This is a genomic window from Streptomyces venezuelae, from assembly GCF_008642295.1.
GTDB lineage: Bacteria > Actinomycetota > Actinomycetes > Streptomycetales > Streptomycetaceae > Streptomyces > Streptomyces venezuelae_C.
This window is the reverse complement of the sequence record NZ_CP029190.1, coordinates 6,332,668-6,347,769: the sequence shown is the minus strand read 5'-3', so window position 1 is coordinate 6,347,769 and position 15,102 is coordinate 6,332,668. Positions and strand designations below refer to the sequence as shown.

The window sequence follows — 15,102 nt, the reverse complement described above, 5'->3', positions numbered from 1 at the left end:
GGCTAGCTCAGTTCCTCCAGCTCGAACAGGGGACGGGGACGCAGGGTGGTGGCCCGGTGTTCCGGGGGCTGCCGGTCCACCCAGTGACGGGTGCGGTGGAACACCGGCGGCGGCAGCGGCACCCGCCGGGGCTGCGCGAGCTGCCGCTCGCTGTCGGTCAGCCCGCGTACGACCACGTGGCAGTTGGTGCCTCCGAACCCGAAGGCGCTGATCCCGGCGCGCCGTACGCCCTGGCGGGCGGGCCACTCCCGCAGCTCCGTGTTGGGCAGGAAGGGCGAGGCCTCGAAGGCGAACCGGGGGTTGGGACGGGTGCAGTGCAGGGTCGGGGGCAGGGCCCGGTGCACCAGCGAGAGCACGACCTTCTGCAGGCTGGCCATTCCGGCGGCCATCAGGAGGTGCCCGACGTTGGACTTGACGCTGCCCACGGCGCAGAATCCGCGTTCGGCGGTGTCCTCGCGGAAGACCTCGGTGAGCGCCTTCAGTTCGATCGGGTCGCCGATCATCGTGCCGGTGCCGTGGGCCTCGACGTACGAGACGGTGCCGGCGTCCGCCCCCGCCCGGGCCAGGGCCTCGCGGATCACGGCCCGCTGGGCGTCCGGGTTCGGCGTGGTCAGGCCCATCGTGCGGCCGTCGTTGTTCACCGCGGTCGCCTCGATCACCGCCAGGACGCGGTCGCCGTCGGCCAGGGCCCGGTCCAGCGGTTTGAGCAGGACCGCGCCGACGCCTTCGCCGGGCACGAGACCGTTGGCCGCCGCGTCGAAGACGTGGCAGGCCCCGTCCGGCGAGAGGGCGCCGGCCGCGCTCAGCTTCAGGTACGGGGTCTCGTCCAGGATCAGGTCCGCGCCGCCGGCCAGCGCCATCTCGCAGTCGCCGGTGTGCAGGGCCTGCTGGGCCAGGTGCAGCGCGGTCAGCGAGGAGGAACAGGCCGAGTCGACCACCATGTTGGGGCCGCGCAGGTCCCGGACGTGCGCGAGGTGGGCGGCGATGAAGTTCTGGTTCAGCCCGGTGGCGGTGGACCTGCCCGGCACGCCGATGCGGGAGCCGTAGGTGCTGGTGCCCGATCCGACGTAGACGCCGATGCGGCGGCCGGCGAGTTCGGCCGGGGTGTAGCCGGCGTCGGCGAAGGTCTCCTCGGCGCACTCCAGGAAGAGCCGGACCAGGGGGTCCATGTGGGCCGCGTCGGCGTCCGGTATGCCGAAGTATCCGGGGTCGAAGTCCTCGATCCCGTCGAGGAACCCGCCCCATTTGCCGATGCTCCGGCCGGGCCGGGGCTCCGGGGAGTACAGGCTGGCCACGTCCCATCGGGAGCGCGGCACTTCCCGTACCCCGGAGCGTCCCTCACGCAGCAGTTCCCAGAACTCCGCGGCGGAGGCGGCGCCGGGGAACCGGCCGGCCATGCCGATCACCGCGAGCGGTGTCACCGCGGCCGGTGTCACCGCGGCCGGTACGGCACCGTCGCGGAACCCCGCCGCAGGACCGCTCCCCGGCGTTGCACGGTCTTCCGCCGGGGCGGTGCCGCCGTGCTGCGCCTCGGCGGCGGTCGCCCACCGGCCGACGGCGTCGGGGTGACGCGAGATCAGGTACGCGGCCAGCCTGGCAGTCGTGGGGTGTTCAAGGATCACCGAGGGATCCAGCGGGCTGCCGGTGACCTCCTCCAGCCGCGGTACGAGCCCGGCGATGAGCACGGAGTCCACGCCGAGGTCGGCGAACGGCACGTCAGGGCGGATCGTGGTGCGGTCGAGCAGGGTCGCCTCGGCCATGAGCTCGACGAGGTGACCGGTGAGCCGTGACATGTGCCGGTCGGCCGTCGAGCCTGCGCCGACCACCGCGGAGCCTGCCGCGGGTCCGTCCGTCTCCGGCCCGGCCACGGGCACTGAAGGGCTCGGTGGTTCGGGGCGTGCCGGGGAGACCGGCTCGCCCGTGGTTCCGGTGCGCGGCCCGGTTCCCGCTCCGGTACGGGTGCCGTTGCCGGCCGTCAGGTCGGCCCCGTTGTCCGCCTGCGTGCCCGGCAGCAGGGCCTCCGCCGCCCCGGGGCGTGCGGACACGGCGACCAGACTGCTGTGTCCGGCCGTGCCCAGCGCCCGGTCCAAGAGGTCCAGTCCCTGGTCGACGGTGAGCGCGCCCAGACCGGCGTCGCGGTAGCGGGGTGCGGTGACCTCGCCCATGCCGGCGCCCGTCCAGCTGCCCCAGTCGATGGCCAGGTAGCGGGTACCCGAGCCGTCCGTCCGTCCGCGCTGCTCCGCGTAGGCGTCGAGCAGCGCGTTGCCGGCCGCGTAGTCGGTCAGGCCGACGGCCAGCGCGGGTACGGCGGCCGAGAGGGAGGAGTACAGCACGACGAAGTCGGGCGCGTCCTGGGCCAGGGCCCGGTCGAGGGCCAGCAGCGCGGACCCCTTGGGCTCCCAGCATGCGGAGATCTCCGCGTAGGTCTTCTGCACGAAGGCGGGGGTGCCGCCCACCGATCCCGCGCAGTGCAGCACTCCGGCGATCCCCCCGAAGCGCGCCCGTATCTCACCGAGGAACCGGGACAGGGCCGGCTCGTCGCTCAGCGGGCCGCTGAACAGCATGACTTCGGCTCCGGCCGCCTCCAGCCGGCGGACCGCCTCGAGACGGTCCCGCGACCACGCGGCCGTCGCACCACTCCGCTCCAGGGGCCGCCGCCCGGCCAGCGCGATGCGGCGGGCGCCTCGCCGTACCAGCAGGTCGGCCGCGGCGAGGCCGAGTCCTCCCGTGCCGCCGGTGATCAGGTACGCCCGGTCGGGGTCGATGCGCAGACCGCCGGCCGTCCGTGTGCCGGTGCCCTCCACGAGCGGCCGGAGGCGGCGTACCTCACGGGCTCCGTCGCGGTAGCGCACCTCGGGTTCCGCGCCCGCGGCGGCGGCTTCGGCCACGGCGGTGCGCAGCAGTTCCCGCACACCGGCCAGGGGGCCCTCGATCTCGATTCCCACCGAGCGCACCGTGCCGCACTCGGCGCCCACGGCCCGGACCAGGCCGGCCATCCGGGCGCCGGCGAGGCTGCCCGCCGCGCGGAGGTGGACCACGGCCAGGTCCCCGCTCCGGCCCTGGCCGGCGAGTACCTGGAGCAGGCCGACGCGGGCGGCCTCGCGGCCGAGCCGGTCACCGCCCCGGGCGTCGGTCAGGTCGAGCACCTCGGCGATCCGCCCGTGCCGTTCGGTGATCCGGCGCCCGGCGCGTCGGCCCGCCTCGTGGTCCTCGAAGTCGATCTCGTACTCGGGGGCGCCGAGGGCCGGCAGCGTCCAGGGTTCGTGCAGGACGATCCAGTCGCGTGCGTCCGTACCGGCCAGCTCTTCCAGCAGACCGGCATCGGCGTCGCGCCCGACGAGGAGGAGCCGGGCCCCGGCCCGGGACCGGTCTGCTTCCGGCGCGGGAGCCGGTGTGGGTGCGGGTACCCAGGCGCGGGTCAGCAGCTGTGGCCTGTGGTCCGCGTGCTTCGGTGCTGTCACGGCTTCCTCTCCGAGCACGGGACCGTGGGCACGGGTGTGGTCGAACGGGTATACGGGGAAGGGGACCCGGCGGAGGCCGGGAGCGGAGGGCCAGTCGACGGGTTCGCCCGCCGCCCAGCGCCGCGCGAGGGCGTGCGCGCCCCCGCCGGACGAGCCGGCGTGCCGCGGGCCGCCGTCCGCGGCCGGGGGGAAGCCCCGGAGGGCCTCGGACATGTAGAGCCCGTGAGTGGTGACCCCGGCGAGGAAGGCTTCCAGCCGGCCGAGCAGCTCGGCGCGGGTCGAGGCCACGGCCGCAAGCCGCTCCGGCAGGGCTGTTCGGGCGGCCTGCGAGGTGTGGGCGAGGTCTCCGAGCCGGCAGGCGGTTCCCGCGAGCCAGGAGTGCAGCCGGCGCGCGTACCGGCGCAAGCCCTGCGGGGTGGCGGCGGACAGGACCACCACCTGCGCGCCCGCAGGCCGGTCGGCCGGGTCCTGGGGGGCTGCGGTCCCCGCCGGAGGCTCGGCCACCACGACATGGGCGTTGGCTCCGCCGAAGCCGAAGGCACTGACGCCCGCGACCAGCGGCACGGGGGCGCCGGCGTCGTCCACCGGCTGCCAGGGCTCGGCCGCCAGCGGCACCCGGAACGGGCTGCCGGCCAGCTCCAGGTGCGGATTCGGCCGGCTGCCCGCCGCGTTGGGCGGCAGCGTCCGGTGCCCGATGGCCAGCAGCACCTTGACCAGCCCTGCCAGGCCGGCTGCCGACTCCAGGTGCCCGATGCCGGTCTTCACGGCCCCGAGCGCGCACCAGGGCTGCCCGGACGGCTCGCCTCCGGCACGGCTGAACGCCGTCTTCAGGCCCGCCACTTCGATGGGGTCGCCGAGCCGGGTGCCGGTGCCGTGGGACTCGACGAAGGAGACGGATCGCGGGTGCACACCGGCCCGGCGCAGCGCGGAGGCGACGACCTCCGCCTGTGCCTGCGGGTTCGGGGCGGTGAGGGAATGGGCGCGACCGCCGTGGTTGACCGCGCTGCCGCGGATGACCCCGCGCACCGGGTCCCCGTCGCGCAGCGCCAGGTCGAGGGGTTTGAGGACGACGACCCCGACGCCCTCGCCGCGGATGAACCCGTCGGCACGCTCGTCGAACGTCCAGCAACGCCCGGTGGCCGAAAGCATCCCGGCCGTCTCCAGGGAGTCGAACCACGTCGGCGAGAAGAGGGCGTTGACTCCGCCGGCGACCGCGAGTCCGCACTCGCCGCTCTCCAGCGCGGTGAGCGCGCGGTGCAGTGCGGTGAGCGAGCTGGAGCAGGCGGTGTCGACGACCTCGCTCGGACCGCGCAGGTCGAGCAGGTAGGAGAGCCGGTTGGCGATGATGCTCGGTACGTGGCCGGTGACCGAGTGGCCGGCGACCTCCTCCCCCGCGCGGCTCAGGAGTTCGGCGTAGTCGGCGAGGGTGGCTCCGACGAACACGCCGGTGCGGCTGCCGCCGAGACGTCGCGGGTCGTGCCCGGAGTCCTCCAGGGCGTTCCAGGCCGCTTCGAGGAAGAGGCGTTGCTGAGGATCCATCAGCCGTGCCTCACGGGGGGTGATTCCGAAGAAGGCGGCGTCGAAGGCAAGGATGTCGTCGAGGAAGCCTCCGCGGGGCGCGGGGCCCGCCCAGCGGCCCGAGGGTGCCTCGGTGACCAGGTCGCGGCCGGCCAGGAGATTCTCCCAGTACGTGTCCAGGTCCTCCGCGCCCGGGAAGCGTCCTGCCATGCCGATCACGGCGACGGGCACGGCCCGGTCCGGTCCGGTGGAGTCCTGGGGCTCCTGGGGTTCCCGGGCGACTGCACGTGCCGGCAGCGGAACGGCCGGAGCGGATACGGGTACGGTCACCCCTCGGCGCCGCAGCTCCTCGGCCAGAGCCACGAGGCTCGGGTGGGAGAAGAACACCACGGGTGTGAGAGCGAGACCGAAGAGGTCGTTGAGCCGGTTGGCGAAGTCGGTGAAGATCAGCGAGTTGAAGCCGTAGTCACCGAACTCGGCGGTCACGTCGAGTTGCGCGGCGGGCAGCTTCACCAGGCGGGCGGCCTCCTCGCGCAGGCGGTCCAGCAGCCTGGCCGGCTCGCCCGCCGCGTCCGCGCCCCCGGCGTCGCCGGCGTCACCGGGAGCGGGGGCGGTCACGGCCGGATCGAGCGCGGCGAGCGCGGATGCGATGCGTTCCTGGTCCCCGCAGCCGATCAGTACGGTCGGGCTGTCCAGCCCGAGGACGTCCTCGAACGCGCGCAGGGCGGCGTCCCGCCCGATGGCGGTCAGGCCGAGCGTGGTCTCGGTGAGACGCCGCGTGGCGTCGGGCATGCGCATGCCACCCTCCTCCCACAACGGCCAGACGGCCGACACGGACCGGCCCGGACGCAGCCCTCGGGCCGCGCGGTCGGCGCGCTGCTCCATGAACGCGTCGAGGAACCGGTTGGCCGCGCAGTAGCCCGCCTGTCCCGCGTTTCCGAACGTGCCGACGTAGGAGGACATCGCCAGGAAGAAGTCCAGCGGGTCCGACATGGTGGCCGCGTCCAGCTGCCGGCAGCCCGTGACCTTGGGCGCGAGGACCCGCGTGATGTCCTCGTCGGAGGTGTCGTGGAGCGTGCCGTCGCGCAGCACGCCCGCCGCGTGCACCACGCCGCGCAGGGGCCCGTGACGGTCACGGGCGGCGGTGAGTGCTTCCTGCAGGGCGTCCCGGTCGGTGATGTCCGCCTGGAAGTAGAGCAGTTCACCGCCGTGCGTCCGTACCTCCTCGCGCAGCGGGCCGAGCGCGGCGGGGGCCGGTGAGCGGCCGAGCAGGGTCACCCGGGCCTGACAGCGTGCGGCGAGGTGGGCGGCGAGGAGCCTGCCGGCTCCGCCCGCGCCTCCGGTGATCAGGTAGTGGCCCCGGGCGCGGAGCACCGGCGCGGTGGGGACGCATTCCAGTCGGCGCCACCGGCGGACCCACCGCTCGCCGCCGGCCCGCCGGGTCTCGGTCACGCCCGAGCGGACCTCGGCCAGGACCTCGGCGAGCGAGGGCTCCGCGGCATCCGCCGCGACCTCCGTCCGGATGGCCCTGGCGTACGGGGATTCCTGGGCCAGGGCCCTGCCCAGACCCGAGACGGCCGCACTCGCCGGGTCCTCCTCCGACGTCCGGCCGAGGCAGACGTAGGTGACGGAGCGGCCCCGGCCGGCCTGCCGGGCCACGGCGACGGCTCCGTGCAGCGCGGCCGGACCGGTGTCCGCTCCGTCGGTGTCCTCGGCATCCAGGCGACGCCGGTCGACCACGACCAGCTCCCTCCCGTCTCCCGGTACACGGACGTCACGCGGGTCGTCCGCGGTCCCGTCCGCTCCCACCGCCCAGTTCGGGGTCCCGCCGACGACCACGACCGCCGCGTCGGCCGGCAGCCCGGCGGGGCCGAGGGGCTCGGGGAGCCACCGCGGCGCGTAGTAGGCGAGCCCCCTGGGGGTGACGGTCGCCGCCGCGTCCGGTTCCGCGAGCCAGTGCCGGGTCCGCCGGAACGGGTACCCCGGCAGGGGCACCCGGCGCCGCGCCGCGCCCGGTATGACGCGGGCCCAGTCCACGGCCACTCCCCGGCACCACAGCCGGCCCAGTGCGGCCGGCCCGACCCGCCGCAGTGCGGCCGGCTCGGGACCCCCGTCGAGGATCTCGGCCAGGGCGGGGTCCCCCACCGCCTGTCCGAAGGCGGCGCCAAGGGCGGCGGCCTCCGCCTCCATGCCGTCGGCAGGGGAGGCGAGCCGGCTGAGCACTGCTTCCAGTGCGTCCAGGTCGTCCGCCGTGAACGCGACCCGGCAGGCGAGCGGTTCGCGCCCGGCGCGCAGCGTGTACGCGATGTCCGCGAGCGGGTGCCGCCCCTGGTCCTCACGCAGCCAGGCGGCCAGCCGGGCGCAGACCTCTCCCAGCGTTTCCTCGTCCCGCGCGGACAGCACGATCAGCTCCGGCCCGGCGGGTGTCGCGGTCCGGGGCAGGTCGGGTGCCTCCTCGACGATCAGGTGGACGTTGACCCCTCCGGCGCCGAAGGAGCTCAGGGCTGCGCGGCGGGGCGTGCCGTTCGGCCCGGCGGGCCAGGTGACGGTCTCCTGCTGCACCCGGAAGGGGGTTGCGGCGAAGTCGATGTGGGGGTTGAGCCGTTCGGAGTGCAGGGACGGCACGAGAGTGCGGTACCGCAGCTGGAGCAGCACCTTGGTCAGGCCCGCGACGGCCGCGGCGGCCTCGGTGTGCCCGATGTTTCCTTTGAGGCTGCCGATCGGGATGCTGCCCGGCCGCAGGCCGTGCCCGTAGGCGCGGGCCAGACCGCGGATCTCGATGGGATCGCCGAGTTTCGTGCCGGTGCCGTGGGCCTCGACGTAGCCGATGCCCGCCGGATCGATGCCGGCCCGCCGCAGGGTGCGGGATATCAGCTCCGCCTGCGCGTCCGGGCTGGGTACGGTGAATCCGTTGGTCCGCCCGTCACTGTTGGCGGCGATCGCCTTGATCACTCCGTGGATGTGGTCGCCGTCGGCGAGCGCGTCCCGCAGGGGCCGCAGCAGGACCGCGCCGACCCCTTCGCTCGGCACCATCCCATCGGCGTCCGCGCCGAACGGACGGCAGCGGCCGGTACGGGAGACCATGCCCAGCTGCGCGTACTGGATGCGCCGCGCGGGGTGCAGGATGACGTTGACGCCGCCCGCCACCGCGGCCGTCACCGTGCCACCGCGGATGGCGTCGCAGGCGAGCTGCAGGGCGGTGCCCGAACCGGAGCACGCGGTGTCGACGGCGATGCTCGGCCCGGTGAAGTCGAAGAAGTGCGAGACCCGGTTGGCGATCTGGTAGAGATCGGTGTTCGGGTAGCGGCTGCGGCCGTCGAGCGCCGCGCCGGCGCTGAGCACCGCGTAGTCGGGTCCCATCGAGGCCACGTACACGCCGATGTTCCGGCCGAGGTCCGCCGCGGTGTGGCCGGCGTCCTCCAGGGCGTGGTAGGCGGCCTGGAGGAAGAGGCGCTGCTGCGGGTCCATGGTCTCGGCTTCGCTGGGGGCGAGGCCGAAGAAGGGTGCGTCGAACTCGTCGACGCCGTCGATCAGTCCGGCGGCCGAGGTGTACGTCCTGCCGGGTCCGCCGGCCGGGTCGACGTAGGCACGCCCGCCCCAGCGGACGGCCGCGTCGCCGATGGACTCCGTGCCCGCGATCAGGTTCCGCCACAGCCGGCCGGTGTCGCGGGCACCGGGGAACCGGCCGGCGATGCCGACGATGGCGATGTCGTCGGACGCCACAGGGGTGCTCGCGGCGGCCGTACCGTCCACGGCCCGCCGGTCGCCCTCGCCGCGGCCGGCGGCCGTCCGGCCTGCGGCGTCGCCGGCCTGTGCCGCACCGCCGGGTGCTGCGGGCCCCGGGTCCGCAACGGCGCCCGTCGCCGCGTCCACCGCCGCCGCGAGCTGCCCGAGGGTCCGGTACTCGAAGAACAGCGTGGACGGCAGGCGGCCGAACCGGGCTTCGAGGGCCACGGTGGCGTCGACGATCTCCAGGGATTCGAGCCGCAGTGACTCCAGGGTGGTGGTGGCCCCCAGGCTGTCGGCGGGCAGCCGCCGCAGCCGCCCCAGCACCTCGCGGACCGCCGCCAGGGTTCGGCCGTCGTGCGGTGCCGGGACTCCCGTCGGCTCACTCGCGGGTGCGGCCACGGAGGCGTCAGCGGCCGTGATCCAGTCGTGGAGGGCACCGGCGTCGGTCAGGTCGGCGGCCATCGTGGTCAGTGCGGTGAGCCTGACCGGATCGGCGGTGGGGGCCGTCGGCCGGGCCGCGGGGGCGGATACCGGATCCGTTCCGGGCCGGGCCTCGGGCCGGAATGCGGTCTTGGCTGCCACGTCGCACGTGACCTTCCAGCTCAGGGAGCCGTCCGGCGCGGCCGTCCCCGTGCCGAACACCTCGTCGAGGAAGGCGCGGACGGGTGTGTTCCGGGGCGTCGGGCGGTACGTCGCGGAGAGCACCGAGCTGCCTTCGGAGGCGGCCGCCGCAAGGGCGGCGAGAAACGCGTGCTCGACGCCGCGCCCCAGCACCCGGCAGCTGAGCAGGAAGGTCTCCAGCGTGAGGGAGCCGGCGGACTCGCGGGTCACGGCGGCGCCGACGAGTCCGTATTCCCCGAAGCGGTCGCCGACCTCGGCCACCCAGCAGCGGGCGCCGTCGGCGAGCACCGCCTTCAGCTCCTGTTCGGTCCTGCGGATGCCGGAGAGGTTGAACTGGTTGGTGCGCTGGGTGAGCTGGGCGACCCGGGCGAGCTGGTCCGGGCGGGCCTCGTGCACGTCGACCCGGAGGCCCAGGCCGGCGATGAACTCGGCGAGGGTGCCCGCCCCGTCGCGGAGCAGCTCCCGCTCGCGGGACGCCCGGTACATGGCGGTGCGCCTGCGGTCCTCGTCGGTGACCACCGGCCGGTCGAAGGCCCACAGCCGGTCGAGGAAGGCGGTGGTCTCCGCGCCGTCCGCCGGCAGCGCGAGGGCGAGCACGCCCGGGCAGGCGGCCCGTACGGCGGCGACCTCGACGGGGTTGTCGTCGAGGAAGACCAGACTGTCGAGGCCGAGTCCCAGTTCCGCGGCGAGGGCGGCGATGTTGCCGGGCTTGGGGTTCCAGTCGATACGGCGGGCCGCGATGTGCTCGGGGCGCAGCGGCATGGCGGGGTGGCTGCGGAACGCCGCGTCGACGTCGTCCTCGGAGTTCTTGCTGCTCAAGGCGATCAGCACGCCCTTGTCGTGCTGTTCCACGGCCCACTGCTGAAGGTGGAGGTGCGCGGGGTCCAGGCGGATGCCGTCCGGGCCGTCCTCCCCCACCACTCCGCCCCACAGTGTGTGGTCGCAGTCGAGGACGAGCACCTTGAACGGCGGGGCGAGGAGGGCGTGGACCTCGCGGGCCAGCGTGGTCGCGAGCACCGTGCCGGCCAGAGGTGTGTAGGGGATGTGCGCGAGCTGCTCGCGTGCGGCGTCGTGGTGGTCCGGCACGGCGTGGCTGCCGCTCCACCGCTCGCTGCCGGTCAGGTGCACCCCGTCGACACCGGCGAGGGCTGCGCGCACCTGCTCTTCGAGGCCGGCCGGCTCTGCGCCCCGGGCCTGCGCGGCACCGGGCGACGGCGGGGCGAAGAGGACCGCCAAGGGCACGGCGGCGCGCTCAGCAAAGGCGGCGGCCGCAGCGGCGAACTCGTCCGCCGTGCGGCCTCCCTCGGCGCCGGCCGGCCAGTCCTCCGGCCGCAGCAGGACCGCGTTGCAGCCGTGCCGGTTGGCGGCGAACGTGCTCTGCGGGTCGAGGAGTTCCTGGAAGACCTGCCCGTACGGGGCGAGACGGACCTCCAGCCCGAGTCCCAGCCGGTCCATCCAGGTGGTGAGGGGGGCGGCGAGCGGGTCCGTGGTGAAGGTGGCGGCGACGGCGAGCATGCCGCGGGCGCCCGGAGCCGCCTGACCGGAGCCTCCCTGCGCGTCGGCGGACTCCGCGTCCGCCGCGGACTCGCCGACGGCGAGCCCGGTGCGTGCAACGGCCGGTGCGGTCGCGGCGGATTCCCGTCGCGCGCGGGCCGACCGCGCGGTCGGCGAGGCGGTCACGGGCCCCGCGCCCGCCTCGCCGACGGGCTGCGCGGCCGACGCCGACGCGGTGCCGGACTCGGCACGGCCGCCGGACTCGGCAGCCGACCCGGCAAGGGGCTCGCCGCCGGCACGCACGTCGGCCTGACCGGCCGCGGGCTGGACCGAGGCATCCGCAGCCTCCCCGAACTCCTCCGCCAGCTCCACGCCACCGCTGCCCGCGGCGGCCAGACGCCGCACCAGCTCCGCCGCCACCGGCTCCACCGGCAGGGCCGGTTCGGCCGCGGCCACCGCGTCGGCGAAGCCGGTCGCGAGGCGGGGCGGCCGGGCGATCAGCACGCCGACGCCCGGACGCTCCGCGGCGGCTGCCCGGACCAGGCCCTCGACCGCGCTCTTGGCCGCGGCGTAGTGTGCGAAGCCGGGCCGCGGGGCGCTCACGTACGCGGAAGAGACCGCGAGCAGTTGCCCGTTCGTGGCGGCGAGGTCCTCCGCGAAGGCCGCCAGCGGGGCCTGCGCCAGTTGCAGGGCGCGCCGTACGTGCTCGCCGGCCCTGCCGACGGTCGCGGTGTGCAGGTCGAGGCCCTGTGCGGCCGGGCCGGCGTTGAGGACGACGAGGTCTGCCGGCCCGTCCTGGGCGAGGATTCGTTCCCGTACCTCGGCGCACCACTGCGCGTCGCCCACGTCGCCCTGGTGGAGGCGGACCCGCAGCCCGTCCGCCCCCAGGCCCGCGACCAGCGCCTCGGCCTCGGTACGGCTGTGCCGGTACGCCAGGTGGACCGTGGCTCCTGCGACCGCGAGCGCCTGGACGAGGGCGGCGCCGAGGCCGCGGCTGCCCCCGGTGACGAAGGCCGTCCGTCCCTTCAGCCCGTCCGTGACGGGCGTGGGCAGGGCCACGGCGAGCAGTTCGCGGATCCGCTCCGCCGAGGGGGCGGCGGCCTCCCGCCGGGCGAAGGCCCGGACTTCGACCCGGGCGCGCAGCCGCCCCGTCGAGACCTCGCCGGTCAGCCGTACGGTACGGAACCGGGCATCGACCTCGGCGATCTCACCGCGGGCCGTGAAGGCCCGCCCGGTGCCGGCCTCCTCGAAGGCCAGCTCCATGCCGCTGACGAGGGCGGACCGGCCCGGTGCCTCCATCCCGGCGAGCTGGCTGGCCCAGGCGAGCACGGCGGCGTGCTCGGCGCCGACGCCGAACTCGGCCAGTCCGAGCGCCGCCGACAGCTCGCGCAGGGCCGACCGGTCGGGACGCCAGGCATCGCCGATCCGTGTGCCGGGCACGAGCTGTTCCAGGGGCGCTTCGGCGGCGGTGGCGGTGGGCCGGGGGCGCGCGGTCCGCCGGGACACCGGGCTCAGCTCTCCGTGCTCGTACACCGCCTCGGCGTCCAGCAGGGTCTTCCCGCCGTCCAGCACCTGATAGCCGACCCTGGAAGGGTCCGTCTCCGTGACGGCGCAGACGTACTGCCGGCCGGGCAGGACCGGCCCGGGGAACCGGACCGTGAGGCCCGCGAGCCGCAGACCGGGCCGGGCCGGGCCGGCGGCCAGCGCCTTCAGGGCGCACAGCGCCCCGTGGGCCACCGGCTCACCGAACGGCGTGCGGCTCGCGTACGCCTCGTCCACGTGCAGCGGACTGCGGTCCCCGCTGGCCTGGGCGAACGCGTCGATCTCCGCACGGCTGACGCTGAACGGGCCGGTGAGGGTCAGGGGCTCCATGGCCGCTGCTTTCCTTTCCAGGATGGAGGGGTGCGCTCCCCCGAGCGGACGGCCTGAGGGAGAGGGGCTAAGCGACGGCAGCGCTGCGGGCGGCCCGGATGCGCCGGGTGAGCCCGGTGAGTACGGTGCCGGGGCCGATCTCGTGCAGCTGGGGGTCGGGCTGGTCGAGGCAGTGGCCGACGGTCTCCGACCAGCGGACCGGCTGGGTGAGCTGGCGCACCAGGGTGCTCGCGGTGTCCCCGTCGTACGGGCGCGCGGTGGTGTTGGCGATGACGGGGATCTTCAGCCGGGCGAACACGTAGCCGCGCAGGAACCGGTCGAACTCCCGGGCCGCCGAGGCCATCTGGCGGGAGTGGAAGGCTCCGCTGACCGGCAGCCGCACCACCGTGTCGGCGTGCGCGGACAGCAGCGGGGTCACGGACGCGACGGCTTCGACGGGTCCGGAGACGACGATCTGGTCCGGGGCATTGAGGTTGGCGATGTCGACGTCACGGCCGGCGTCCCGCAGCAGGTCGCGCACGCGCATCTCGTCGAGGCCGATGACCGCGGCCATCGCGCCCGGTCCCGCGTCGGCCATCAGGGCGGCCCGCCGTGCCACGATCTCCAGTCCGGTGCGGAAGTCGTAGGCTCCGGCGGCGAACAGGGCCGCGTACTCGCCGAGGCTGTGCCCGGCGACCAGGTCCGGGATCACGCCCGTGGTGCGGACCGTGTCCACGTACGACAGCGCGTCGACGACGTAGACGGCGGGCTGGGTGAAGCGGGTGTCGGCGAGGCGTTCGGCCGGGCCGTGCACGCACAGCTCCGCCACGGAGTAGCCGAGCACCTCGTCGGCCTGCCGGACGAGATTGGGGTAGGCCGCCAGAAGCTGCCGGCCCATCCCGACGCGCTGGGAGCCCTGGCCGGCGAAGAGGTGGATGGTGGTCACGGAAGCCTCCGGTACGGGGAAGCGGGGACGGGGTCGGGGCCTGCCATGGCCCGCATGCGCTCGGACAGCAGCTGTGCGGCGCCGGCCATCAGCAGGTCGGCCAGTTCGTCCACGTGCCGGTTGCGCCAGTCCTCCCGCTCGGTCCCGCGCAGCAGTGCGTTGAGCGCGCCCATGGCCGGCCCGCAGTTGATCTGGTAGTCCACCTGGTGTTCGGCGGAGCCGCTCATGGCGAGCCGGATGGACTGGACGAAGTACGCCTTGAAGACCAGCAGCATCCGGTGCTTGGGGTCGCGTTCCGCGCGGGCCAGGGTGTCCGGGTCGGCCTGCCGGTAGTAGGCGCGGGTCTCTTCCCAGACCTCGTCGAAGCTGCGCCGGAAGTAGCGGCGCTGGAGCTGTTCGGCCGTGGCCGGGTCGAGCTCCTCGAGCGAGCCGTGCCGGCGGTAGAGCTCGTACAGCCGGTTGGCACGGGCCGGGTAGAACAGGCCGCGGCGCAGCACCTGCGCCCGGGCCCCGGTCTCCAGCATGTCGCCGGCCGGCACGAGCGCCATGTCGTGGACGTCGGCCTGCTGGAGCATGTCCTTGACCGTTTCGCTGGTGCCGCATTGGGCCGTGCACTGGTTGATGCTGCCGGTCAGGACGAAGTCCGCGCCCATGACGAAGGCAGCGGCCACCGCGTGGGGCGTGCCGAGGCCGCCGGCCGCCCCGACCCGTACTCCCGCAGCGGCCGGGAACTCCCGGGCCGCCATGTCGCGTTGGCGGACGGTGTCCGGCAGCAGGATGACCATGGGCCGCTGGTCGGTGTGCCCGCCGGAGTCGGCTTCGGCGACCAGGTCGTCGGCCATCGGGACCCGCGCGGCCAGGTCCGCCTCCTCTGCGGTGAGCAGCCCCCGCGCCAGCAGGTCGCCGACCATGGCGGACGGGGCGGGCTCCAGGAAGGAACGGGCCACCTCGGGGCGGGACACCTTGGCCATCACCCGGTTCGGGACGTGGACCGACCCGTCCCGGGCCGGGCGCACGCCGGTCAGCCGGTAGCGGACGACGGCCGGCGTGGGCCGGACGAACGAGGCCGCCTCGACCCGCCGCACCCCGTGCCGCAGGAAGATCCCGACCTGTTCCTCCTCCTTGCGGGGGTTGTCGCCGCCGGCCAGCAGGTTGAAGCCGTACGGGCCTTCGCCCAGCTCCCGTTCGAACCGGCGCACGGCGGCGATCACCCGGTCGGACCGCAGCCCGCCGGTGCCGAAGTACGAGAGGAGCCCCGCCCGGCCCATGCGGACGACCATGTCCTCCGAGGCGACCGCCTTGTACATGGACCCCGCGACGTACGCGTACCGGACGCCGTGATCGGCCCGGAACCCGGCGCTGCCCAGGTTCTCGGGGGCCACGGCCGCCACGGCCGCGAGGGCCTGCTCGGCATGCACGACCGCCACGTCCTCGTCCTTCCTGTTCTGTGCGCTGCGTGCCTGATGGGAGACCGGCGGGCGG

Annotated in this window: 3 protein-coding genes; all 3 read right to left on the bottom strand. The window is 75.0% G+C overall.

Translation table 11 applies throughout. The features are described from left to right. Positions 1–2: 2 nt before the first annotated feature. Positions 3–12,695, bottom strand: coding sequence for an SDR family NAD(P)-dependent oxidoreductase (locus tag DEJ50_RS28605; protein ID WP_150210959.1), 12,693 nt, complete (start codon positions 12,693–12,695; stop codon positions 3–5). A 67-nt stretch (positions 12,696–12,762) separates the two neighbouring features. Next, on the bottom strand, positions 12,763–13,620 hold the full coding sequence (gene fabD, locus DEJ50_RS28600; RefSeq protein ID WP_223837942.1) for an ACP S-malonyltransferase: 858 nt from the start codon (positions 13,618–13,620) through the stop codon (positions 12,763–12,765). Continuing rightward, on the bottom strand, positions 13,617–15,047 hold the full coding sequence (locus DEJ50_RS28595) for a PfaD family polyunsaturated fatty acid/polyketide biosynthesis protein (protein ID WP_223837941.1): 1,431 nt from the start codon (positions 15,045–15,047) through the stop codon (positions 13,617–13,619). Before DEJ50_RS28595 ends, fabD begins: the two co-directional genes overlap by 4 nt. Between the last annotated feature and the right edge of the window lie 55 nt (positions 15,048–15,102).

Coding starts and splice junctions, on each gene's coding strand:
- DEJ50_RS28605 (WP_150210959.1), bottom strand. CDS start 12,695: ATGGAGCCCCTGACCCTCACCGGCCCGTTCAGCGTCAGCCGTGCGGAG.